Origin of the sequence: Runella zeae DSM 19591, assembly GCF_000423565.1 — a bacterium.
Lineage (GTDB): Bacteria > Bacteroidota > Bacteroidia > Cytophagales > Spirosomataceae > Runella > Runella zeae.
The window spans coordinates 1-24,271 of record NZ_KE384043.1 but is presented as its reverse complement, the minus strand read 5'-3'; the positions used below and the strand labels follow the sequence as shown (position 1 = coordinate 24,271).

Annotated in this window: 28 protein-coding genes; 16 read left to right on the top strand and 12 right to left on the bottom strand. The window is 41.4% G+C overall.

The features are described from left to right. Window positions 1-47: 47 nt before the first annotated feature. Entirely contained in the window at window positions 48-1,700 is a 1,653-nt protein-coding gene (locus G563_RS0129110) for a S41 family peptidase (protein ID WP_028668436.1), read from the top strand. Between the two features lie 87 nt (window positions 1,701-1,787). Here G563_RS0129110 and G563_RS0129105 read toward each other — a convergent pair whose 3' ends face one another. From G563_RS0129105 to G563_RS0129095, 3 genes are all read right to left on the bottom strand, one after another. Then, window positions 1,788-2,558: a glucose 1-dehydrogenase gene (locus G563_RS0129105; protein ID WP_028668435.1), complete on the bottom strand. Its 771-nt coding sequence runs from the start codon at window positions 2,556-2,558 to the stop codon at window positions 1,788-1,790. 138 nt (window positions 2,559-2,696) lie between these two features. Then, a complete protein-coding gene (locus tag G563_RS0129100; protein ID WP_028668434.1) occupies window positions 2,697-3,155 on the bottom strand; it encodes a hypothetical protein in 459 nt (152 codons plus the stop codon). 10 nt (window positions 3,156-3,165) lie between these two features. Continuing rightward, window positions 3,166-4,353 carry a M20 metallopeptidase family protein gene (locus tag G563_RS0129095; protein ID WP_028668433.1) on the bottom strand — a complete coding sequence of 396 codons (1,188 nt, stop codon included), beginning with the start codon at window positions 4,351-4,353 and terminating at the stop codon, window positions 3,166-3,168. Between the two features lie 118 nt (window positions 4,354-4,471). Here G563_RS0129095 and nadD point away from each other — a divergent pair, with 118 nt between their 5' ends. From nadD to G563_RS0129055, 7 genes are all read left to right on the top strand, one after another. Next, on the top strand, window positions 4,472-5,044 hold the full coding sequence (gene nadD / locus G563_RS0129090) for a nicotinate (nicotinamide) nucleotide adenylyltransferase (RefSeq protein WP_028668432.1): 573 nt from the start codon (window positions 4,472-4,474) through the stop codon (window positions 5,042-5,044). Window positions 5,045-5,101: 57 nt separating this feature from the next. After that, complete coding sequence (locus G563_RS0129085; RefSeq protein WP_028668431.1) at window positions 5,102-5,338, top strand: acyl carrier protein; 237 nt, start codon at window positions 5,102-5,104, stop codon at window positions 5,336-5,338. Window positions 5,339-5,369: 31 nt separating this feature from the next. Then, window positions 5,370-6,665 carry a beta-ketoacyl-ACP synthase II gene (gene fabF, locus G563_RS0129080; RefSeq protein WP_028668430.1) on the top strand — a complete coding sequence of 432 codons (1,296 nt, stop codon included), beginning with the start codon at window positions 5,370-5,372 and terminating at the stop codon, window positions 6,663-6,665. A 120-nt stretch (window positions 6,666-6,785) separates the two neighbouring features. Beyond that, window positions 6,786-7,484: a ribonuclease III gene (gene rnc / locus G563_RS0129075; protein WP_051211275.1), complete on the top strand. Its 699-nt coding sequence runs from the start codon at window positions 6,786-6,788 to the stop codon at window positions 7,482-7,484. 147 nt (window positions 7,485-7,631) lie between these two features. Then, complete coding sequence (locus G563_RS0129070; RefSeq protein ID WP_028668428.1) at window positions 7,632-8,195, top strand: hypothetical protein; 564 nt, start codon at window positions 7,632-7,634, stop codon at window positions 8,193-8,195. Between the two features lie 100 nt (window positions 8,196-8,295). After that, on the top strand, window positions 8,296-8,745 hold the full coding sequence (locus G563_RS0129065) for a hypothetical protein (protein WP_028668427.1): 450 nt from the start codon (window positions 8,296-8,298) through the stop codon (window positions 8,743-8,745). Window positions 8,746-9,103: 358 nt separating this feature from the next. Then, the gene (locus G563_RS0129055) at window positions 9,104-9,346 is read left to right on the top strand and encodes a hypothetical protein (protein ID WP_157585704.1); all 243 of its coding nucleotides are present in this window, start codon (window positions 9,104-9,106) and stop codon (window positions 9,344-9,346) included. Between the two features lie 23 nt (window positions 9,347-9,369). Here G563_RS0129055 and G563_RS0129050 read toward each other — a convergent pair whose 3' ends face one another. The 4 genes from G563_RS0129050 to G563_RS0129035 form a co-directional block, all read right to left on the bottom strand. Further along, window positions 9,370-9,972, bottom strand: coding sequence for a hypothetical protein (locus G563_RS0129050; RefSeq protein WP_051211274.1), 603 nt, complete (start codon window positions 9,970-9,972; stop codon window positions 9,370-9,372). Between the two features lie 115 nt (window positions 9,973-10,087). After that, window positions 10,088-11,371: an LVIVD repeat-containing protein gene (locus G563_RS0129045; protein WP_028668423.1), complete on the bottom strand. Its 1,284-nt coding sequence runs from the start codon at window positions 11,369-11,371 to the stop codon at window positions 10,088-10,090. Window positions 11,372-11,441: 70 nt separating this feature from the next. Then, window positions 11,442-15,407: an AAA domain-containing protein gene (locus G563_RS0129040; RefSeq protein WP_037328512.1), complete on the bottom strand. Its 3,966-nt coding sequence runs from the start codon at window positions 15,405-15,407 to the stop codon at window positions 11,442-11,444. Continuing rightward, a complete protein-coding gene (locus G563_RS0129035) occupies window positions 15,394-15,747 on the bottom strand; it encodes a hypothetical protein (protein WP_028668421.1) in 354 nt (117 codons plus the stop codon). The genes G563_RS0129040 and G563_RS0129035 overlap by 14 nt, the downstream gene beginning before the upstream one ends. A gap of 89 nt (window positions 15,748-15,836) precedes the next feature. Here G563_RS0129035 and G563_RS0129030 point away from each other — a divergent pair, with 89 nt between their 5' ends. The 4 genes from G563_RS0129030 (at window position 15,837) to G563_RS0129015 (ending at window position 18,065) form a co-directional block, all read left to right on the top strand. Further along, window positions 15,837-16,310, top strand: coding sequence for a DUF6452 family protein (locus tag G563_RS0129030; RefSeq protein WP_028668420.1), 474 nt, complete (start codon window positions 15,837-15,839; stop codon window positions 16,308-16,310). Continuing rightward, entirely contained in the window at window positions 16,307-16,996 is a 690-nt protein-coding gene (locus G563_RS0129025; RefSeq protein WP_157585702.1) for a hypothetical protein, read from the top strand. The genes G563_RS0129030 and G563_RS0129025 overlap by 4 nt, the downstream gene beginning before the upstream one ends. Before the next feature lie 110 nt (window positions 16,997-17,106). Further along, a complete protein-coding gene (locus G563_RS0129020; RefSeq protein ID WP_028668418.1) occupies window positions 17,107-17,295 on the top strand; it encodes a hypothetical protein in 189 nt (62 codons plus the stop codon). Next, on the top strand, window positions 17,295-18,065 hold the full coding sequence (locus tag G563_RS0129015; RefSeq protein ID WP_028668417.1) for a TIGR02757 family protein: 771 nt from the start codon (window positions 17,295-17,297) through the stop codon (window positions 18,063-18,065). The genes G563_RS0129020 and G563_RS0129015 overlap by 1 nt, the downstream gene beginning before the upstream one ends. A 4-nt stretch (window positions 18,066-18,069) precedes the next feature. Here the strand turns inward: G563_RS0129015 and G563_RS36160 are convergent, their stop codons facing one another. Beyond that, on the bottom strand, window positions 18,070-18,567 hold the full coding sequence (locus tag G563_RS36160) for a GNAT family N-acetyltransferase (RefSeq protein WP_051211273.1): 498 nt from the start codon (window positions 18,565-18,567) through the stop codon (window positions 18,070-18,072). A 462-nt stretch (window positions 18,568-19,029) separates the two neighbouring features. Beyond that, entirely contained in the window at window positions 19,030-19,959 is a 930-nt protein-coding gene (locus G563_RS0129000) for an AraC family transcriptional regulator (RefSeq protein WP_028668415.1), read from the bottom strand. Window positions 19,960-20,176: 217 nt separating this feature from the next. Between G563_RS0129000 and G563_RS0128995 the strand changes: the two genes are divergently transcribed. The 4 genes from G563_RS0128995 (at window position 20,177) to G563_RS36155 (ending at window position 22,938) form a co-directional block, all read left to right on the top strand. Then, window positions 20,177-21,700, top strand: a complete 1,524-nt coding sequence (locus tag G563_RS0128995) for an aldehyde dehydrogenase family protein (RefSeq protein WP_028668414.1) — start codon at window positions 20,177-20,179, stop codon at window positions 21,698-21,700. Window positions 21,701-21,764: 64 nt separating this feature from the next. Next, the gene (locus tag G563_RS0128990) at window positions 21,765-22,103 is read left to right on the top strand and encodes a DUF779 domain-containing protein (RefSeq protein WP_037328510.1); all 339 of its coding nucleotides are present in this window, start codon (window positions 21,765-21,767) and stop codon (window positions 22,101-22,103) included. Between the two features lie 296 nt (window positions 22,104-22,399). After that, a complete protein-coding gene (locus G563_RS37790) occupies window positions 22,400-22,612 on the top strand; it encodes a DUF433 domain-containing protein (RefSeq protein WP_084651002.1) in 213 nt (70 codons plus the stop codon). Further along, on the top strand, window positions 22,609-22,938 hold the full coding sequence (locus tag G563_RS36155; RefSeq protein WP_037328507.1) for a DUF5615 family PIN-like protein: 330 nt from the start codon (window positions 22,609-22,611) through the stop codon (window positions 22,936-22,938). Before G563_RS37790 ends, G563_RS36155 begins: the two co-directional genes overlap by 4 nt. A gap of 131 nt (window positions 22,939-23,069) precedes the next feature. On the opposite strand, the gene G563_RS38280 is transcribed toward G563_RS36155, so the two are convergent. The 3 genes from G563_RS38280 to G563_RS36150 all read right to left on the bottom strand — a co-directional run. Next, the gene (locus G563_RS38280; RefSeq protein ID WP_169579821.1) at window positions 23,070-23,234 is read right to left on the bottom strand and encodes a hypothetical protein; all 165 of its coding nucleotides are present in this window, start codon (window positions 23,232-23,234) and stop codon (window positions 23,070-23,072) included. Beyond that, the gene (locus G563_RS0128970; RefSeq protein WP_157585696.1) at window positions 23,206-23,838 is read right to left on the bottom strand and encodes a hypothetical protein; all 633 of its coding nucleotides are present in this window, start codon (window positions 23,836-23,838) and stop codon (window positions 23,206-23,208) included. The genes G563_RS38280 and G563_RS0128970 overlap by 29 nt, the downstream gene beginning before the upstream one ends. A gap of 121 nt (window positions 23,839-23,959) precedes the next feature. Next, window positions 23,960-24,271 (bottom strand): transposase family protein (locus G563_RS36150; RefSeq protein ID WP_037326637.1); only part of this gene is annotated, 312 nt, incomplete at its 5' end.

The window sequence follows — 24,271 nt, the reverse complement described above, 5'->3', positions numbered from 1 at the left end:
AACACTCAATCGACCTGCCACAAACTTTTCTTTGGATTTTGACCACCATGAAACATTTACGTAAATTCTCTTTAGCCGCTGTTTGTGTTGCTGGATTGGGATTTTTTGCCTTCCGCAACGATGAGCGTTTTTTTGAAATCGCTCGTAACTTAGACATCTACGCGACACTGTTCAAAGAACTGAACCGCTATTACGTAGACGAAATCAATCCCAACAGACTTACCAAAATGAGCATAGAGTCGATGCTCAAAAACCTCGACCCTTACACTAACTTTTATGCCGAAGATGAGATAGAAGACTATCGCACCATGACTACCGGTCAGTACACGGGTATTGGAGCGGTGATTTCGAGCGTCAAAGGTAAAAATATCGTTTTTTCAATTTTAGATGATTCCCCTGCCGAAAAGTCAGGCCTGCACATTGGGGACGAAATCGTCAAAATTGACGGGGTAGACCTAACAACTCGCAAAGATGCCAATCCCGACAAACTTATGAAAGGACAGGCGAATTCGTCCGTCAAATTGACGGTCAAGAGAGTAGGAAGCAAAGAGCCTATTGACATCAATGTGACGCGTGAATTTGTGAAAACGGGCAATGTCCCCTACTATGGAATGCTCAACGACGAAGTGGGCTATATCGACCTCAAAGATTTCAACCAAACGGCTGCCCGCGAAGTAAAAACAGCTTTAATCGAACTAAAAGGCAAGGGCATGAAGAAACTTGTCTTGGATGTACGCGAAAACCCCGGCGGACTGCTAGACCAAGCCGTTTTGATTTGCAATCTCTTTATCCCTAAAGATGCAGAGGTAGTATCAAACCGTGGGAAGGTAACAGAGTGGAACAAAACCTACACGGCTCCCATGGCGCCCGTAGATACCGATATCCCGTTGGTAGTATTGGTAAACGGCCGTAGTGCCTCAGCTGCTGAGATTGTATCGGGCGTAATGCAAGACTACGACCGTGGCGTGTTGATTGGACAGCGTACTTATGGCAAAGGCCTCGTCCAAACGACCCGCGACTTATCCTATAATACCAAACTTAAAGTAACCGTCGCTAAGTATTATATTCCAAGTGGCAGATGTATTCAGGCCATTGACTATAGTCATCGCAATGCTGACGGTAGCGTTGGTAAGATTCCTGATTCTCTTAAAGTCGCCTTCAAAACCCGCAATGGTCGCGTGGTATATGATGGCGGTGGCGTAGAACCAGATATAGTGACGGAACTTCCCAGCCGTTCGCCCATTGTCACTAGTCTCAGTGCCAAAGGTCTTATTTTTGATTATGCTCTCAAATACCGTGCTGAGCATCCAACCATTAAGCCCGCCAAAGAATTTGAACTTAGCGACAGTGATTATCAAAACTTTGTAACTTGGCTCAAAGACAAAGAATATGACTATACGACCCAAGTAGAAAAGGATTTGTCGGAGCTGGAAGCCTCGGCTAAGAAAGAAAAATATTTTGATGCCATTCAAGAGCAGTTCAAAGCCCTCAAGACCAAACTTACCCACAGTAAAGACGCCGATTTGGCCAACTTCAAAAAAGAAATCAAACACATTTTAGAACGCGAAATCGTGTCTCATTACTATCTCCAAAAAGGCGAAAGGGAATTTGTGTTTCGAAACGACCCAGAAGTAAAAACGGCTCTAGACTTGTTTAAAGACTCTTCACGTTATACCAAAATTTTGCAAGGGCAAAAATAAATAATCGACATTTTACAATCCCTTATACAAACAAAGCCGCTGTCAATTGACAGCGGCTTTGTTTGTATAAAAAGAAAAAGTGGCAAACTATTCAGGCGTAACATACGCAGCGGTGATACCACCGTCTACCAAAAACTCTGTACCTGTCACGTAAGAAGACTCATCAGAGGCAAGGTAGAGGGCAGCAAAAGCCATTTCTTTGGCTTCGCCAAAACGTCCCATTGGAATATGAACCAAGCGGCGCTGTTTTTTCTCCTCAGTATTCAAAAATTTCATCAAAAGCTCAGTCCGCAATGGGCCAGGACAAAGCGCATTGACACGAATATTTTCACGAGCATGAATCACCGCCAATTCGCGGCTCATCGACAATACCGCCCCTTTACTCGCTGTATAGGCAATTTGAGGAGTAGCTGCTCCCAACAATGCTACGAAAGAAGCTGTATTGATAATACTTCCTCCTCCCGCACGGCGAAGGGCAGGAATAGCATATTTACATCCAAAAAACACCCCTTTTACGTTGATATTCATAGTGAGATCCCACACTGACTCTTCAGTTGTGATGGCATTGTCATCATCACTGTGCATGATACCCGCATTGTTGAAAATGATGTTGAGCTTGCCAAAAGTTTGCTCGGCAAAAGCCACCATATTTTCACAATCAGAAGCTTTCGAAACATCTGTACGAATGTAGGCCGCTTTGCCGCCTTGTTTTTCGATCAGCTTTACCGTTTCTTTAGCAGCTTCGTTGATATCAGCCACTACTACTGCAGCTCCTTCTTGTGCAAATAACAATGCCGTTTCGCGGCCAATTCCGCTGCTTCCACCCGTAATAAGGGCTACTTTATCTTTAAGGCGCATAATATAATTTAGATGTTATCAATTAATTTATAGTAAAATGAGGGTTTTTCGTCTATGTTGATAAGTGTATTACTCGGAGAAGAGTCAGGTTTACTATTAAAGTTTATAGATAAAGTTTTTGAAATTAATCAAAGGCTTTCATAAGCGCATACTTGCAGGAATCATTCCCATAAAAGCTTTGTAAACTTTCAGCACTGATTCAGGGGCTGGATGCTTGGCATCCCCCCATGTGACTTTATGCTCTTTTTGGCCCGTTTTTAGAATAATAAAGTACGAACTGCGGCTTGGATGTTTAAAATCTATCTCCTCAAAATTTACATCTTTTAAGGCTTTAAATGCTGTTTCAACATTTTTTTTGGTTTGTTCACCCAAAACTTCAAACTCCTGAGAGGTATTCATACGTCGATAAATCCCCCCATCTTCTAGCAAACGGTATTCTTTCTCTAATCCTCCGATGGACTGGCCTACAATCATCTGCCGACCCGTATAAGTAAAGGGATGTTTGGAAACCGCAAAAGGCGTAGGCTTTGCCGTATTTTCTTGGGCAAAAGATACCCAAGGAATCAAAAAACAAATCAAACGGAGGGTTTTATTCATCGCCAAAGTATTAGCTAATTTTTAATTCTTCTAATGCCAACCAAGCCATCAACCCAGGGCCAATTTCCAAGGCAGATTCGTCGATATCAAAAGTAGGCGTATGCACCCCCGATACGATACCCCGCGCCTCGTTGCGGGTTCCTAATCGATAAAAACAGGCGTCAGTTACTTGCGAATAAAACGCAAAATCTTCTCCTGCTAGCCACAAATCCAAATCTATCACGTTTTCGGCACCCATATAAGTCACGGCAGCAGCTTTGGTACGCCGAGTAAGTTCGGGATGATTTTTGAGAAAAGGATATCCTTTTCTGACCTCTACTTCGCAGCTTCCGCCCATGGCTTCGGCCAACCCTTGTGCTATCTTAGTGATTCGCTTCCAGCCTTCTTCTCTCCATTCTTCGTCCATACACCGGAATGTCCCTTCTATATATACTTCATTAGGAATGACATTGGTAGCACCATTGGCAATTACCTTCCCAAACGACAGCACCGAAGGTGCTGCTGGCTTACGATTACGGCTAATTACCTGCTGTAATCCTACGATGATATGTGACGCAATCAGGATAGGATCAATAAGCGTATCAGGCATAGCCCCGTGCCCTCCTTTTCCTTTTACAGTTAAGTAAAGTTCATCGGTACTAGCCATGTACATCCCCTCTCTAAAGCCAATTTTGCCTACAGGTATATTGGGAGCTACGTGTTGTCCCAAAATACTCGCAGGGGCGGGGTTTTGAAGCACTCCTTCTTTTATCATCAAAGAAGCCCCGCCGGGGATTTTTTCTTCACCGGGTTGAAAAATCAGTTTTACTGTGCCCTCAAAGTCATCTTTCAGTTCATTCAGAATACGCGCTGTACTGAGCAACGACGACGTGTGTACATCATGCCCACAAGCGTGCATCACGCCAGGGTTTTGTGACTTATACGAAACCTCATTTGCTTCGATGATTGGTAAAGCATCCATATCCGCACGAAGTGCCACAACGCGACTTTCGGGGTTCTTTCCTTCAATCATTACAACTACCCCCGTGTCGGCTACTCCTTCTTGGGGAGCAAGCCCCATATCTCTCAATCTTGAGGCTACAAATCGAGCCGTATTATACTCCTGAAACGATAATTCGGGATGGGTATGCAAATGTCGACGATTAGCAACAGTATGTTCGGCATAAGCCTTAGATAAAACTTTGATTTTTTCTAACATCTTAAATAGTCTTAACTTTGACCAGACAAAACTACAAAATAGAATGCGGATGACGCAGTATCCACCCATTTAGCTCCTTAAAAATCTATTTTGCCACTTTATTTTGGTACTCACAACAATGAAAATAGGATTATTCTTTGGGTCTTTTAACCCTATCCACGTAGGTCATCTCATTATTGCCAATACTATGGCAACTTCTACCGATTTAGAACAGGTCTGGTTTGTGGTATCTCCCCAAAATCCTTTTAAAAAGAACAAAGGATTGCTACACGAGTTTGACCGTTATGATATGGTAGACAAAGCCATCGCCGACAACCCCAAACTAAAAGTAAGTGATGTAGAATTTTTGATGCCCAAGCCAAGCTATACGATTGATACACTGACCAAACTACAAGAAAAATACCCCCAGCATACTTTTAAGCTTATCATCGGAGAAGACAATTTAGCACAATTTAAAAACTGGAAAAACTACGAAGCTATCCTAGAATATTACGGCTTATATGTATATCCACGCCCAAATGTCCCTCCTCATGAATTTGGGAATCACCCTGCGGTACGTTTTTTTTCGGCACCTTTATTAGATATTTCTGCTACTTTTATTCGCGAATCCATCAAAAATAGACGTTCTATTCGGTATATGGTAGCGGATGTTGTGGAGGAGATGATACAAAGGAAGAAATTTTATATTTGACAATCTGCTTTGAAATACATTACTTTGCAGCGTTTTTGAACCAAACTCCTCAAAAAAATGTCAGAGATTGCAGAAAAAGTAAAGAAAATTATCGTTGATAAATTAGGCGTTGATGAGTCAGAAGTGACCGAAGAAGCCAGCTTCACCAACGACCTCGGCGCTGATTCGCTCGATACGGTAGAATTGATTATGGAATTCGAAAAAGAATTTAACGTTTCGATTCCTGATGACCAAGCTGAACACATCGGAACAGTAGGTCAGGCGGTCAAATACCTCGAAGAAAACGTCAAGTAAGCTTATTTTTCTTAATTTATAGATCCATTTTATGATTTTAAGACGAGTGGTAGTGACAGGGATGGGGGCTTTAACTCCTATCGGTAATACGCTATCGGAATACAAAGAGGGGCTTTTTAGTGGTACCAGCGGGGCTGGGCCTATTACCCGATTTGACGCAACTAAGTTCAAAACCCGCTTCGCCTGTGAAGTCAAGGGGCTAGACATGTCGCAGTTTATTCCCCGTCAGGAAGCCCGTAAAATGGATTTATATACCCAATTTGCGGTAGTTGCGGCCGCAGAAGCCATCAGAGATGCTGGCTTGGATGAATACCTCAAACCCATTGACTTCGAAAAAGGTATCCCTACCGATTTACCTGTCAACCTACACCGAGTAGGATGTATCTGGGGTGGCGGAATCGGAGGTCTCAAAACTTTTGAGGAAGAAATTATTAGCTTTGCCAAAGGTGACGGTACTCCACGCATCAACCCGTTTTTTATTCCGAAAATGATTGCCGACAGTGCTTCGGGTATTTTATCTATCCGGCACGGTCTGTTAGGGCCTTCCTATGTTACGGTATCGGCTTGTGCCTCTTCCAACAACTCTCTGATTGACGCTTTTAATTATATCCGCCTCGGCAAAATCGATATTTGCGTGTCAGGCGGGTCAGAAGCGGCCATTACTCAAGCGGGGGTAGGTGGCTTTAATGCCCTCAAAGCAATGTCGGAACGTAACGATGACCCTAGTACGGCTTCTCGTCCTTACGACAAAGACCGCGACGGTTTTGTCTTAGGAGAAGGTGGGGCATGTTTGATTTTGGAAGAATACGAACACGCTATTGCACGAGGTGCCAAAATCTACGCCGAAATCTTGGGCGGTGGTATGTCTTCGGATGCGTATCACATCACGGCTCCCCACCCCGACGGCATCGGTGCTTATATGTGTATGAAAAATGCGCTTGAAGATGCCGAAATCACTCCTGATCAGGTAGATTATATCAATACTCACGGTACTTCTACTCCTATCGGGGATCCCCAAGAAATCAAAGCTATCGAACGTCTTTTCGGCGAACATGCTTACAATATCAACATTAGCTCTACTAAATCAATGGTGGGCCACTTGTTGGGAGGAGCAGGCGCTGTAGAGGCAGTAGCTTCTATTTTGGCCATCCAAGAGCAAAAAATCCCTCCTACCATCAATCACGTCACCGATGACCCGGACATTAACCCTCGGTTGAACTTGACCTTCAATGAGGCTCAATCTCGTAAGGTAAATATTGCTATCAGCAATACTTTTGGTTTTGGTGGACACAATACCTGCGTGGTATTTCGTAAATTTGAGGGATAAATAATTTTAACAGTAACGATTGATTTTTTCAATCAAAAACTGTAGATTGTAAAAACTTTAAATTCACCCCCTTTGGCTACGGTGTTAAATCCCATTATTGATTTCTTTAAACCGGGGAATATGTCCCCCGAAAAGAAATTTAGAAAGGCCGTAGAATTAATCATCGGCGAAAAACCTTCAAACTTGGAGGTTTATCAGCTAGCTTTTCGCCATACTTCCGCTTCCAAAGAAACCAACATCAAAGGTTTTAGAGAATCAAACGAACGCCTGGAGTATCTCGGTGACTCCGTGCTTGGTATGGTAATAGCCGAGTACCTCTTCAAAAAATTCCCTTACAAAGATGAAGGTTTTTTAACTGAAATCCGCTCGCGGATTGTCAATCGTGAAACCCTCAATGGTATCGCTCGTAAAATCGGCCTCGACCGCCTGATTGAGTTTGACGGCAATCGCAAAGGAATGCCGCCCAATTCTTCTATGTATGGCGATGCCCTCGAAGCACTCGTAGGAGCTGTGTATTTGGATAAAGGTTTTCGTTTTACGCGGAAATTTATCACCAAAGAACTCCTCACTCACTACGACTTAGACGCGCTTATCAACAACAACGCCAACTTCAAAAGCCGCCTCATCGAATGGGCACAGCGCGAAGGGAAAGAAGTACGCTTTGCGATTGTGGAAGAAAAAGGAAGCCGTCATTTCCGCGAATTTATCTCTCAAGTGACCCTTGACGGTGAGGTATTTGCCCAAGGTAGTGGCTATTCCAAGAAAAAAGCCGAACAATCGGCCGCCGAAAAAGCTTGTGAACAATTGGAATTGAAGTAAATACTTCAAACTTTATCAGCTCCCTCTTCACTCAACATTCTTGAATACTCTCCAAGAGTTTTATCGTGTATTTATTCTTGCCCCCACCAGTTGTAGTTGTACACTTCTTCATGTTGTCTCCTTATCAAATGAACTCATTTCATTTATATGAACCAGATTTTCAGAAACATATTGAAAAGTATATCTGTAGTTATACTTATAAGTAGTTGTGCCCCAACTAATTCTTGCCCAAGTACTTCTTTAGAATACAAAGGCCACATTATTTCTTTTCCTATTTCAGCCAAAGACGCTATTTATTCGTATGATCTAAAGTTCAAAAGAGGAGCTTTACTTGCAGATACGTCTTTAGCAGAATCTAGAAAGATAGTTGCTTATTATCGAAAGGGTTATGATGATAACAGATATACGATGAATGAAAATCAAAAAAAAGACGAACTATTAAACAAAGGAATTTATAGTATTAGTTTTTTTGATTGGAACACCAATGATACGAAAATGATTGCTACCCAATTAAAAGATTTATACAAAAAACCAATAATAATAAACAAAACACAGTTCCAAAAAATCACCTATTACAAAGTTGAAATAAACGAATGTGTATCTGTCATCGTGTTTGGTTTTCAACCAATTAATGTATCTTTCTGCTATCTCTTAAATGACCAAGAAATGGACAGATTTGTAGAATCAAACGGTAGTATTATTTTGGATTAACTAAAGTCAGATTAAATGTTGACTTTTTGAGTTAATTTTTCAAATATATTTTTTGGCTGTAATTGTCCACAACTTTGTAGATTATAAAAAATAAAGGTTTATGAAACCATTACTTATCCTAATTTTCATCTCCTTTATGGCCTGCTTAATCGCTTGTAATCCTCATAACGAGCAGGATTCTCTTACCGAATCAGATACGACCCAAATAGTACAAGTTCTCCTTACTACACCTATTTTAGAGAAATATTTGAGTAGTTTTCAAGATAAACAACTAAAAATTGTTCAGAATCAAACTATCTCTAAGCAATATAATATTTATAAAAATGGGAAGTTGGTTGTTTTAAGTCAGGTAGATTCCACTGACGAACAATTGCTAAACCCTTATAAACCAGCTTTTTTCTTAGAAGTTACAAAAATTCAGTTTTTAACTCCCAATCAAGCCAAAGTTTTTATGATATTTAAAGGTACAGGTCTCACTCTTTCAGCCGACTTACAAAAAGAAAAAAATAATTCTTGGAGCATTATTAGTTCAGCAATAGGATTTATATAATAATCGTTTGGCAGAATACGGAGACAGCCCCAATGTTTATTCCATTGCTGGTGTTTTACCCGAATACCAACAATGGCTAAATTGTACCTACCATGAAAACGCTACTTTGGATTTGCTACTTTACTTTTTTTACCAGCTCTTATAGCTTTGCTCAACCTAAAAAGGACATCCCTTATTTTTCAAGAGAAATAACCTTTAGCGACACGCTGACTTTAGGGGTTCTGAATCACTATATCGAAAAAGTCCCTTCCTACAGAGTTGTACATTTATCTATGGCAGTGGTCCCAGACACGGTTTTTTATCGGGTGGAGGCTATTACCACTTTCGAGGCAATTACCGAAAGTATTAAGCCTTTTTTGTGTTCAAGTACAAAGGCTACTTCTTCTTGATTGACAATGGTCTTGGCAAACTAATGCAAGGAAATGAGGCATTTGCGAAGTATCTCACCAAAAAATTAAAGAAATATTTGGTCCACCAACAAACCTCCAAAAAGATTAGTAAAGACTTAATGGAGACTTCCTTATCAGTTTTTGACCCTCCCGTATTGTCGGTAACTTTCTCAAAAAATGGAGTAAAGCAAATCAAATGGTACGGCTTATGAAATTCTTAGATTAATTTTTTTCCTCAAAACATCATTCCTAAGCGTAGTGCCATCCGATTATAAACTCGGTCTTCCCACTTTTCGATTTCACCCCAATTGAGCGGCTTGGTGACTTTGGCATTTTGACGCTTATAACTTAACGACAATACCAAAGCACTGCCCGATTTGAAGCCAAATTTGAGCCCCAAACCAGGATTTAGCATCATGCCTCCTTGGGTTTTATAATCGGTGGCATCTACGTGGAGCCAATTAGAGCTGTAGCCAGCATCAAACAAGCCCAATAAGGTTACATTCTTTTTAGAACGGGCTAAATCATAACGCACCCCTGCTGCTACGGGTGCAAGCAACACCGCCTGATACCAATCTACCCCACAACTGACGCCAAGGGCAAGGCGCGGTTTGAGTTGAATACCATTGAAGGTCTGAATCGTAAGGCTCAGGCGATTTTCGACTTGTTGGGTAGCTGGCACACTCCCCGGAATATCGTACACAACTCGCCCAAACAACCCTCCTACTTCAGTCATGTTGACATAATGCGGTTTAAAGGTAGGTGCCTGCGCACGAAGTGAATCGATAGTATGAGCCAGTATAAACCCCATCCATAAAAATTTGAATATTGTTGGCATAGATGAATAGGCAAATTTGGAAATGAATTAATAATCAAAAACTTGGCAAGTAGGCGACCTCTAAACCATCCAACTTTCCAAGTTTTGAAAACTTGGAAAGTTTAAAAGTTCAAGCCTAAATATCCAGTCTTTTTACAGGGATTTTACTGAGTTGACGTAAGCTACTTGGATTAGAAATATCAAACTGATAAAGACCGTCTTTGCCTACCATCATCAAGGTTTTGTTGGCAAGGGGAATTACGTCATAGGCATCCATGCCTGTCAAATGTTGCATTTGTTTGACATCGAAATCATTGGCTACATTGAGCGATTTGAGACCGTGGGTTCCTTCGCACAAATACAAATTGGGATAGTCGACCCCCAACCCGTGCGGATTTTGCATAGGATACGATTTCAATAACCGTGGATTGCGCAAGTCTGTAATATCAATGACATCTAGCTGATTGAGACCACGATTGCAAGTAGTACCCGAACGAAGTGTGACATAAGCGCGATTGTCGGTTACAACGACGGGGTCGCACGACATAGCATGTTGGAAAGTAGAGAGGCGTTCGGGTTTTTCGGGGTTGCTGTTGTCATAAATAAACATCCCCGTCGTAGAACCAATAAACAGCTTGTCGCGATACGGAAAAATAGTTTCGATGCCCCAGCCTATGCTGATTTTGGTACTACGGGCAGGTTTGGAAGGTGTGCTTATATCGAAAAGCAACATATCATTTTGACCGACGGTATAAAGATACCTGTCGTACAATGCAAAACGGGCCATCGAACCTGCTTGTCCTTGTCCGCTATTGGCGCTATTTCCTGTAGAGGGCGCTGCTGAATTGAACGCCGCTCGGTCAAACCAAATTCCCCCACCCCACCATGAGTTGTTGGCATTTTCGCAACTTACCTTTCGGGTTTCGGTCACAATATCCACTTTTTGGTCGTTGATAGCTCCAGTAGTCGTATTCAAAAACCACGAAACTCCATCAAACATCCCTGAAGGGAAAACTTCTTTTTCGCGGCTGATTTCTTTGACATCCAGTGGATTAGAAATATCGAAAGCTACTAAATCTGAATAACTATCGGCATACAAAATATTGCCCCGGACGGCCATATCGCCATTGCCCGGAATTTTGATAAACGAAACCATCTTAGGTGCACTCGGATTGGTATTATCCACAATGTGCAACCCTTCTTTCATCTCATTGATAAACAGATAATTTCCTTTGGTATAAATTTTGCCGGGATTGATTAAATCGCGCGAAGTCTCCGTACGTACTCCCTGACGTATCTCGGCCAAAGACACCGTAACAGGGCTAAATCGTTTGTATTTGCGGGTTTCGGTGCATTGGTCGGTACAAGACCACTGCAAAAGGCAAACCAAAAATAGTGAGAATAGAAGTGGTTTATTCATGGTGAACGTTGGCGTTTAGGATTTCTTTTTCCTAAGACGCAACTGCCTGATAAGAAGTTGGAAACACTTCTTAAATAATCTTCTTACGCCACCATTCTCTGCTCCATCTTCGCTCAAAACGCCAACCTTTATTTTGGAGCTGTAAAGGTAAATAGGCATGGGCTTCTTTGGCCGAAACCGCCTGTTGGTAGAGACTGTCGTCGGTTAGTATTACACTTTCATAGAGATTTTTTTTTTTGACCGTAATATCCGCAAAGGGGAGTTGTAGATGAAAAGTGAAAGGCAACGACTCATGCGATGTGTGAGCTAAAATCTGATTTTTAAGATTCCAAGTGTACTGGTTTTGCTCAGTTATGAAGGGACTAGGAACAAACCGTTTTTCCGACACATCCAACGCATACTGTAAATATGCTTTTAGGAGTTTCGGCCCTTCATGTAAAGTATCGTCTACTTTGAGTTCATGAGGCAAGATACTCGTTACTACAAATACTTTCTCACGGGCACGTGTGACCGCGACATTGAGCCGATTTTCGCCGCCTTGGGCGTTTAAACTCCCAAACTGCGCTCTCAATTTGCCTCGGCTATCGGGTGCATACCCCACACAAAAAATAATAATGTCTCGTTCATCACCTTGTACATTCTCTATATTTTTGACAAACAATGATGTATTATTCTGCTCGTTTTTTCCTACAAAATTAGCTTCAAGATGCGGCTCTAACATCTGTTCAATCAACTGCTGCTGAGGATGATTGAAAGTAACCACTCCCACCGAATACCCCACGTAAGTATTTACCAGTTTTTTTACAAGCATTGTCACCTCTTCGGCCTCAGCAAGGTTGCGGTTGTTTTCCCACACGCCATTTACTTTGATAAATTCGATAGCAGGTTCGGGCCGATTAATATCCTCAAAATGAGGAAGTAACTGAAGTTTATTTTTGTAAAAATGGTTATTGGAAAAAGTAATCAAATCCAGCGAACGACTCCGATAATGCCCTTGAAGGAGCGTTTCTGGCAAAAACTGTTTGGCTAAATCAAGTAAAGATTCTACTTCGAGGGCGGCCTTTTCTTCTTCGTTTTCTGCTTCATACCGCACCCTGTACAAATCATAAGGCGTAAGCTGTTTGCTATCACCCACCACTACCACTTGCTTGGCTCTATAAATAGCCGGAATGCCGTATTCGGCATAGCACTGAGAAGCTTCGTCGAAGATAACAATATCAAAAAGCCCCTCCGTAAGTGGAAACACCGCCGAAACCGTCTCGGGCGAAGCCAACCAACAAGGCACCAAATGAAACACTTCTTCGGTGTGGTTTTCCATGAGTTTGCGAACGGGCCAAATTTTACGCTTTTTGGTGACTTGATGCTGCAAATCGCGGTAAGTGACGCGATTTTGGAGACGATTAAAGGCCACATTTTTGTAGGTTTGTTCGCGCAGTTGCATCAATAAAATCTCTCTGCTAAGCGCCTGTTTTCGCAAAATAGCTTCTTGGAGTTCTTGCTCTAATTGCCCGATTTTCAAAGAAGAAACAGCGCGAAGTATTGGATTTTTTTCTTCTAAATATGCCAACCAAGCCAAACGAAGAGAATTCAGGAATACCTCCCCTATGTCTTCTTGGGTTGTTGTTTTTTCTCTCAGTGCTTGATATAGCTGATACTCTTGCCCCGAAAAATCAGCTTTGAGAAGGTCAGCTTCTTTCAATAGTTCAAAGTCGGTACGAAGTTGTTGAAGCAGTTTATCTTCAAAGGCATCTTCTTCAATCAGCCGATTGATTTGCGAAGGCAGCAGGTAGGTTTGCCAATTTTGATATTGTTGGATAGTATCTTCAACATCCTTCCATTGCCTTTGAATTTCGTTGGCAAACTCCCCAAAAGTCGAAGCAATACTAACCTTTTTTTGAAGAAATGGATAGGTGTTTTCTAAAGTCTTAAATGCTTTTTGGGCATTGTCATAGGCATCCAACAGCGCCTCTAACTGATGTTTAGAAGAATCGAAATATTCAGCAGTTAGGGGTATTTCTAATTTGTCAGAAAGCTCTTCTAAAAGAGCTTCCCAACGCAGTCTATGCTCTAGTAATTCTTGAAGTTTGTACAAATCACTCATCGATAGTCCCAACCCATACTTCTCCGTTAGGGTACGAAAATAGGTTTTATCCCCATAAAAAGGCCATTTTAAAATTGATTTACGGACTTCAATCAAATCCTGCAAACGAGCCAAAACAGGCTTCAATTGGCTCTTTGTTAATTCTTTTTCAACGAGTTGGTTGGCAGCTAGCAGCGAAAGTTCGTCAGTAATCCGTTTAAACCACTTTTTACGCGAATCCGCCCAAAGACCTTGTTGCTGTTTTTTGAAAAATTGCCACGTATTATCCTCTTCTAGCAGAGCCAACCACGCAAAGAGTTGTGGTTTTTGAGAATGAATTTGTAAAATATTGTCCAATGAAATATGGGACTCCCATTCTTCCCGAAAACGCCCTAATATCTTTTCTTTCCACTGTTTTACTTCCCCAATAGTAGCTTCAATCTGGGTTATTTCTTGAAAACCAATTTTAGAAAAATCCACCCTTTCATGCCAAGTATGAGCTTCGGGTATGCGATTTTGATAAGCTTCGTAGCGGCGTAGCTTTTGTACTAATTCGTCCAAACGCTCGTCAAACTTAAAGTTTCTAAAATCTTTTATTGCAATAATGTCAGCGTGCGGACGACTTGTCAGATAGAGTTCTTTGGGCGATACTCCACAATCTGACCTATCAAAAAGAGCTTTTCTAAAATCCTCTAACTCATTCGTGATCTGCTCAATAGCCCTACTTGCTTGCAAAAACTGACGTTCGAGAACGATATTATCCAAACTATAATTTTGCTTCTGATACGCTTCCACATTGTCGATTTGGGCTGCCAATTGCTGATACAACGCCGAGCGGTCGTTTTTGAAATCATGTACCAAAGCCAAAAAAGGAGACATCCCAACCTGCGTGAGCCGTTGACTGACCACATCCAAAGCCACCCGCTTTTGACACACCAACAACACTTTTTTACCCCGCGCCGCAAAATCAGCCATCAGGTTTGAAATCAGCTGCGACTTACCCGTACCAGGCGGCCCCTGTACCACCAAAGATTCCCCTTGTTTGACGCGTTTGAGGGCGACTTCTTGCGTAGCATCCTGCAAAAAAGCCGTAAAAGTATTGGTCTCGCTCGTGGCATTGCGGTGTAAGGAAGGTTCGAAAGAAAAAAGCGCAGTAGCAGATTTTTCGAGCTCAATCAAAGCTTCATAGTCGGGTCCAAGATAGCTACCGGTTTGTGGAAAAATACCCAAAACCGCCTCTGGATAAAGTTTCAACTCACCATTTCGTTCTATCAAATCAAGGTCGGCTTTTGATTGCGCTTCAAAATACCGAAGTGTCTCTTGAAAAAGCTCTTGATTAAAATTGATTTCGAGCGTAGAATTTTTGAGTAATTCATACAATTCAGTCCGAAAGGCCAAAGCATCTTTGCTCAACTCATCTAAGTTTTTTTCGAGCAGTTCGTCGGAGATACTTACCTGATTGAAATGCCCATAAGCCAGCAAAAAGCTACGATTGAGCAGAGTCGGTTCGTCGCGGCGATGCAGCTCCCAATATCCTTTTTGACTAGATTCGGACAAAGATTTGAGGGACAAACCCACTGGAAAAAATGCCAAAGGAGCATGAATAACGGTACCGTCCATGAGTTTTCCTCTTACAAAAGGATAGCCTATATATAGGTCTTGTGAACCACGTTCTTCTTCAATGAATTGAGCTGTACGGGCTATTTTAGCCAATTTTTTGCTTGCTTCATTGCTTTTTTCTGAGCGGCTATCCAACCGTTGACAGAGTTTTATCGTCTTTTTTTGAGCAATTACCTCTTTAAGTACCTCAAACGCCGACCGTCCTTCCAAATAATCTAAAGCCTGCCAATCCAAAAACTGCTCAGAAGGAAGAGAAGTTAATAGCAACGAACGATTGCGCGTGCTGAGGTTGGTAAGGCGACGAAGGTACACTTTGAGGATGTCAGCGGTCAGCATTATCTACGTGAAGGAGGTGAAAAAAGCGATGAATAAATGGGGCAAACAATACGGAAGTAGCCGATAAAAAAGTAATGCCACTGAATAACGCATAGAGAGAGGCAAAAATTTTGGCAATATCAGATTGTAAAGGGTCAACAGGTCCCATACCCCCCAAAATCATGGCCGCATTGTAGAAAGAATCGACCCAACTTAGGTGAGGATCCGTCAAATAATGATAGCCTAGCGCTCCTATCCACCACGATACGCCAATCATCGTCAAAGCGAAAAGCGCATACTTAATCACCCGACGCTGGAAATGAGGCCGCGAAATGACTTTCTGGCTTTTGTGTTCAAACATAAGTACAATGTCTTTTGTAATTGAAATCGTAAAATAGCATTTTGTAAAATAATTTGATAATGACATCTCTAAACCTCTCTTTCATTACAATGCGAAGTATAACTTTTTTGAGCATTATCTTATCTTTAGTGTTTTACAGTTGCGAAGAATGCGGTATTGATGGCGAACCTACCCTAAAAGTCATATACCCTTCTCAAGATACGTTGTCGCTTAAAAGTATCAAAGCTATCGGAAGCTTATCTCCTATCCCCAAAGAAGGAATTGCGAGTTATCAACAATCGGGAGTAATTACCCTACCTTTCAACCTTACTGCTGATTCGACGACTTATATTTTTGAACAACAAACCAAAACCGATACCCTTACCGTATTTTACAAAAAAACGGTAGTCAATGTCAGCAAAAAATGTGGATATATAATAGATATAGTACGCCCTGAAAATAATAAAGAGGTAGAATCGACATTCGAAGATGTATTTGTTAGTTATATCCCCTATTATAAAAATACCAAGGGCATTCAGTCAAGTGGTGGCGAAGGGGTGATTGTCCAAATCATAAAATTATGAAAAGTGTACTTTTAGGGGGTTTTATACTACTACACACGATGCTGTATGCCCAATCTACCGGCTTACGATTGAGGGCAGTCGGTATTGATGTTTTCAAAAATTTGCCATTGATGGCTTCTTTTCCCAAAATGGGTATCATGGCTGGTCAAGAACGAATACAATACAGCAACCCTCTTGCGCTGGAAACTTTTTTTCAGTTTTCTACCCGACAGCCTCATCACTTCAATCATATTGGGGTAGGATATACCCAACTCAACCAACAAATAGCTTCTCGCTTAACTCAAAATTCAGAAGGATATTTCATAAAAATGGGACATGAACAACATGCCCAAAACACCCATTTCAAAAGCTATGCTTTTTGGGGATATAATCTGACACTTACTTACTTAAAAGTCCAAAGTCAGCTTTCAATTAGAGGCCAATACTTTCCTCATTATCAGCAATCATTGCCTGACGAATCGGGACTAGGAGCATATCTTGAAATGAATGGGGGCTATGCTTTCTTAGTTTATGGGCGTTTAGAAACACGCATTGTAGCTCGCGCAGGCTTAGCACTGTCAGAAGTAGGTAGTCCCAATTCGTCTTACTTACCCGGTGCCGGAATGCGCTTATGGGCGTATCCTCTCAGTCCCGTTGGTGGCATCACTGTTCAGGTTTTTTATCTCACAAAACCTACTTTTAAGTAAAATCTAAGCCTGTGAGATTTTTATTTGCCAAACCAAAACCCGAACTTTGTTGTTGTCAACTAAAGCTTTGACTATTAGGCTATTCTTATTTCAACCAATTATTCTTAACAATGCTCTCTCGCCGCCAACAACGCGAACAAATGAAAAATACCCTCGGCTATCGTATTTGGAGCGTAGGGTTCACTATTTTTTATCCTTTTATTTCTCTATTCACGCTGGTATTCACTGGTTTGGTAAGGTTATTTTCGGGCTTGTCGCAAGGACTCGTATGGCTATTGAAAGGAGGTCGTAGTATCTAATGACTGATTACGTAGCAGAATTGCTCGACAAAAAGGTCGCTCAGTACAATCAGCCAGATTTTATCCCCTACGACCCCATCAGTATCCCCCACCAATTTTCGCGTTTGCAAGACATCGAAATCATGGGTTTTTGGGCAGCGGTTTTGGCTTGGGGACAGCGTAAAACAATCATCAATAAATGCAATGAGTTGATTCAACTCATGGACGGTGCACCGTATGATTTTGTAAAGAATCACACAGAACAAGACCTCAAAAGATTTTTAAACTTTAAGCATCGGACTTTCAACGCCACCGATACGCTTTATTTTCTGCACTTTTTCAAACAATATTACGCCCAGCATTCTTCGCTCGAATGGGCTTTTGTGCAAGATTTGACGCCTGATGATACGCATGTAGAAAGAGGGTTAGCAAGCTTTCACAATCTTTTTTTTAGCCTTGAAGACTTTCCCGAACGTACCCGCAAACACATTGCTACGCCCATGCGCAAATCTTCTTGCAAACGGCTCAATATGTTTCTGCGCTGGATGGTGCGCAAAGATGACAAAGGCGTGGACTTCGGACTTTGGCAAACCCTCCAACCTTCGCAACTCATCTGTCCTTGTGATGTACACGTAGACCGCGTAGCACGTAAGCTAGGACTTATTCAGCGTCCCACTACCGACTGGCAAACGGCACTTGAGTTGACCGAAAATCTTAAACAATTTGATGCAAACGACCCCGTTAAGTACGATTTTGCGTTGTTTGGTTTGGGAGTAGAGGGGGAAATGTAAGTTCCTAAAAATATTCAAATACCACAGCTTCTTCCCTTCCAGGATATACGCTTGCAATTTTTTTCATCCCTGACTTTTCAAGTACCTTGCGCGAATTTGCGTTTTGAGCTTGGATAAAAGCGATGATTCGACGACCTGCAAAATGCGTTTGAATATACTCAATAGCAGCTTTGGTGAGTTCGGTGGCATAGCCCTTTCCCCACGCTTCTGGTACAAAAGCATAGCCCACTTCGATGTCGTCGGTGGGGTCGATATGTTTTATTTTTGCCAAACCTACGTAAGTATTGGTTTCTTTTTCAAAACACGCATACAATCCTAGTCCAGGATATGCCTCATTATAGATGATTTCTTGTTGGATTCGTGCCAAGCTTTGGGAAGCATCCACCGCCGGCGGGCGAATGTAGCGCATCACATCAGGATTTCCTTCGATACGAAATAAATCTGCGGCATTACTTTCTTGAAAAAGGCGAAGAACAAGGCGGGGAGTTTCTAGATAAAACATGATGAAGATGTTTCGCCAAAGTTACGTCAATTGCATCAGAGACGCAAAACCGAATTTCGCCCTAATTTGGAATTGGGCAAGGGAGCTCGTCCCGAATTCTGATTCGGGACGGACGCGGCTTAGCGTCTCCGAAGCGTACAGAATAAAAGCGTCAGAGACGCTAAACCAAATTTCGCCCCAAATGGAAGGTGGGGCGGGCATCTCACGAATTCTGATTCGGGACGGGCACGGTCTAGCGTCTCCGACGCGTACAGAACAAAAGCGTCAGAAACGCTAAACCGAATTTCGCCCCAAATGAAAGGTGGGGCGGGTTTCGGGAACCTCGTCCCGAATTGTGATTCGGGACGGGCACGGTCTAGCGTCTCCGACGCGTACAGAACAAAAGCGTCAGAAACGCTAAACCAAATTTCGCCCCAAATGGAAGTTGGAGCGGGCATCTCGACGAATCCGACGCGTGTTAGTCTAAGCTATATGCCAATTTTTGAGCTGATTAGATTTTTCTTTGAACTCAGTAGGAGAAAGACTTTTCTTTTTCTTAAAAATACGGCAGAAGTAAGAAAAACTATTAAATCCGCTAGCCATAAATACTTCTTTGACACTCATTTTAGGGTCACGTAGTAGGCTTTCAGCGAGTTTGAGGCGTTCCTCAATGATAAAATCAATCGGGGAAGCTCCTGTTTCGTGTTTAAATGTACGGTAAAAATTAGACTCACTCATGTAAGCTTTTTCGCTCAGTAACTCAATCGTGAGATCTTCGGTGATATTTTCCCGAATGAAATTAAGCACAAACGAGATACGGTCGTTGTTGGGTTGGGTGTAAGACTTTTTAAGGTAAATACTCTTCGATTCAGTTTGCAAAATGCGAATGATAAGCTCTTGGAGCAGCATATCAGCAAAAATGTCTTTGGAAGGATGGTTTTCGGTGAAAATAAAAATAAGCCGTTGGAGGATTTGGTTGATGGCAATGTCGTTGGTAAAATGATAATTGTAATCGGTTAGGCTCCATTCCTTCCCATTTTGTTTGACACCCCGTTCATTCAATAAATCAACGGTTTGCTGAAGTTTGGACTTGTTGAATGCTAGTGCCAAACACTGCGTAGGGTTTTGCTGAGTAGCTTCAGGAAAATCAATACACATCAATTCATTAGAGGGTAAAATCACTGATTCGCCGGGCAAAAAACCAAACGAGGGAGTATTCTGAAGATGCATGATTTTTTTACCGCGTATCATACTTGCCAAAACAGGTTCATGAAACTGCAACATCACTTGCGCTGCCTTTTGGTGGGTCTCAAAGATGTTGAGTTCGGCATTATTGAGCGTATGCAGGGTACGATTCTCTACCAAGGTTTCGAGGCGGCGATTTTGGTAATGCAAGGGATTTAACTCAACCATAGGTCTATATTGCTAAAGAATTTGTTGTATTAATTCTTAAAATCATACTAAAAGTAAGTAAAAAATGGACAAAATGGTAGTATAGTGCAATAGTTGATAGAATAGTGCAATCAGTTGATAGGATAGGGAAAATAGTGAGCAGGATAGGTCAATCAAATGTAATTTTTTGAAGGTTGTTTTGTGCAAAATCTTTTTGTAACACAAAGCCCTTACAACTATGTCAACCCTAATCACCCAACAAAACAACTTGGTAGCAAAGCCAATCTTCAAAACCCACTACGATAATTTCATTGGCGGACAATGGGTCAGTCCTGTCAAAGGCGAATATTTTGAAACCACCTCACCCGTTGATGGCCAAGTATTTACGAAAGTCGCTCGCTCGACCGAAGAAGATATCAACCTTGCCTTGGATGCAGCTTGGGCCGCAGCTCCTTATTGGAACAATACATCGGTGGCAACTCGGAGTAATATTTTGCTCAAAATCGCCGATGTCATGGAAGCAAATTTAGAATTGTTGGCAAGCGTAGAAACGTGGGACAACGGTAAGCCAATCCGCGAAACCAAGGCCGCTGATTTACCTTTAGCGATTGACCACTTCCGCTACTTTGCGGGCGTGATTCGGGCAGAAGAAGGCTCGGCGTCGGAGTTGGATTCAAACACTTTATCGCTAATTGTACACGAACCCCTTGGAGTAGTAGGCCAAATTATTCCTTGGAACTTTCCGTTGTTGATGGCAGCTTGGAAAATAGCACCTGCACTCGCCGCTGGAAACTGTGTGGTCTTGAAGCCTGCCGAGCAAACGCCCGTGGGAATTATGGCATTGGCCGAATTGATTCAGGAAGTATTGCCTGCGGGAGTTTTGAATATCGTGAATGGGTTTGGTATCGAAGCAGGGAAGCCGTTGGCATCTAGCTCCCGAATCAACAAAATAGCTTTTACGGGAGAGACAACAACAGGGCAATTGATTATGCAATATGCCTCTAAAAATATCATCCCTGTTACGCTTGAACTGGGAGGAAAATCACCAAATATTTTCTTCAAAAGTATCATGGATGCCGACGACGAATTCTTCGATAAATGTTTGGAAGGAGCTACGATGTTTGCCCTCAACCAAGGCGAAGTATGTACGTGTCCATCGCGTATTTTGGTGGAAGAATCTATTTATGACGCCTTTATCCAGCGGGTGGTAGACCGCATTGAAGCTATTAAACTTGGCCACCCGCTCGACCCAAATACGATGATGGGGGCACAGGCATCAAACGATCAATACCAGAAAATTCTTCATTATATCGACCTCGGTAAAGAAGAAGGAGCCGAACTACTAACAGGTGGAGGCGCAGCTTACAACGAAGGCCTTGAAGGTGGGTATTATATCAAACCAACGTTGTTTAAAGGCAACAACAAAATGCGCATTTTCCAAGAAGAAATTTTTGGGCCAGTGGTGTGCGTCACTACTTTCAAAACGGAAGAGGAAGCGATTTCGATTGCCAACGATACACTTTATGGCCTCGGCGCGGGGGTATGGACGCGTGACACCCACCAAGCCTACAAAGTAGCGCGTGCGGTGCAAGCGGGTCGTGTCTGGGTAAACTGCTACCATGCGTATCCTGCGCACGCACCGTTTGGCGGGTATAAAAAATCAGGTATTGGCCGCGAGACGCACAAAATGATGTTGAATCATTATCGTCAGGCCAAAAATATGTTGATTTCGTATGACAAAAATAAATTAGGATTCTTTTAGGCTAGTAGGGAAAAGGGTAAACCTGTGGGGTTAAACCCTCACAGGTTTTTTAATAAATATCGCTATGTCCAGAATCGCAATTACCAAAGAAGCGGAGCAAGTCGTTGATACATTACGTGCCAAATATGGAGAACTGATGTTTCATCAAAGTGGAGGCTGCTGCGACGGGTCAGCGCCCATGTGCTTTGAGGTGGGGGAGTTGATGTTGAATGAAACTGATGTGAAGCTGGGAGAAATCCACGGCTGCGAATTTTATATGTCCCGCGATCAGTTTGAGTATTGGCAACACACGCATTTAACGCTCGACGTCGTCTCTGGTAGAGGGGCGAGTTTTTCTTTAGAGATTCCGATGGGGGTACGTTTTATTATCAAATCGCGGCTCTTACAAGCCCATGAGACCTAAATTCATTGTCTATCAAGGCATATGGATTTAGCAAGGACTGTATTCTCATAAGTGCACGGTGCAATCGCTTCCAAATGTTGGAGTCTATCAGAATTCATACCTTCGGGTATTTCTTGAAGTGGAATAGAGCAAAGCCCCGTATAGCCACCGTTCAAACGGTGGCTATACGGGGCTTTGAATGTATGTTTGTCAGTTGTTGAATCATTGTGTTAAGATTTGCCAAAAAGCTTTTAACTACCTAACTTTAAAAATAAATACATCAGAAAATAACCATGCAAATTACTAATTTCACTTAAATCGTTGCTGATGCAGGCATTTGCCAAGGTTTACCACGAGTCAAAGATACGCGTATTACGGTATCATCTATTTTGGCACATATTGCTGGTGGAATGTCGGTTGGTGATTTACTTGTTGCTTTTTCTCAATTATCTGAAACTGCTATTAATGAGGTGATTATGTTTGCGGCGCAGCGCATCCAAGAAATATACATTCCTATGAAAGCAGCATGAAGTTTCTCTTAGAGGAAAATCTGCCTTCGTATTACAGTAAAGTATTCTGTATTGACAACAATCACGAAGGCTTTCATGTTTCTGATTATGGGCTAACCAATACTACTGATGAGATTATAAGGGTATTTGCGCAGGCAAATGGTTTCACTATTGTAACTTTAGATTTTTCTCGATTAGCGGCTTTAAATAATGAGCCTAAACCTTCTGTATTAACATTCCGAGCTTCAAAAATGAGTAAAACATTTTTAGAGTCATTTGTCGAAGACCACTTATCAGATTATCAGAATTGCTTCCTCATCTTGAAACTGGAGCCACTGCTACGGTAGATGACCGTAAGATTAGGATTAGACAGCTGCCTTTTTAAATGATTATTATCAAAGCCCCAAAATAACCACCCTCCAAACGATGGCTAGGTGGGGCTTTGACAGTACGTTTTTAACGTTTTGAATCAGTGATTCTACAAATGCTTCAGCAACTCAGCGCCCATGGCGTCGGTGCCTAGGATTTTGTCGGCTGGAGTTTCGCTGTTGGCGATGTAAAAATTTTGAATAAGAAGGCCTTTATCTTTATGTATAGGGCATTCCATTGAAGAATCAGTAATATTCATTAGGATAATTTTCATTGAAGTCGTCATTATAATTATCAAACGATGATAATGACCCCATTTTTCCGCTTTCACGACGTTCATTACCAAATCCTACTGAACCATCTTCTGAAATACCTCCTTTATATGACACCTTATCAGAATTTTCGAGCACTAAACTTTTATGAGTTGAATGTGATGTATGTGTCGTAGGTATTAAACCATGCTTTCTTAACTCTTTTTGACAGTTCTCTAGCCTTTTTTTATAGTCATCTTTCTCTCTTTTTAGTTTTTCTATTTCTTTTTCCAACTTAAGTTTATCACTAAGAACAACATCTATTCTAAAACCTTCATTTTTAGTTATTTTATTTTCTTCCTTTAACCTATCTAAATCTTTTTTCAGGTTCTTATTTTCAACTTCTAGCGTTCGAATTCGTTCTTTATTATCTTTTTTTATTTTTTCCATTTCTTGATTTTTCAACATTAAATCACCCCCTAATGACTTAACTTTATATTTTAATAACAAATCAGTTTTTTGCGATTTATTGCTATTAATCTCATTAATCAGTTTTCTATTTTCTTCAAACAACCTTTTATTCTCTCTACTTTTTTCAATACGAAGGTTTTCTTTTTCTTCGGTCATCCTATACACTTCATTTTTCGCATCTTCTAGCTTACTATACAATTCACTCAACATTTTAATACCTTTTTCTTCTGAACCAACTTTAATTTCTTCAATAATAGAGTTGTTTTCTTGTTGATTACTAACAAGTTATCTTTTTCTTAAAGTCGATTTTGAAGTTCCAAAGGCCTGCGCATAATTCAATACTTTCATCAAATTTTTCCTTAGATTTTCCTCTATACTTGTTAATTAAAATATGATAACGTTTTATTCCTGCAATTGCATTTTCTACAAAAACTCGCTTTTTACTAATAGACTTGTTGTAGTTTTTTTGCTCTAATGTTAAGCTTGGATAAGGATTTTTTTTGCTTTTTTTGGGCTTTTTAAATGGAATCTTTAAAGACAAAAATTTGTATTCTTTCTGAATACCAAGATAACCTAAATCAACATATAC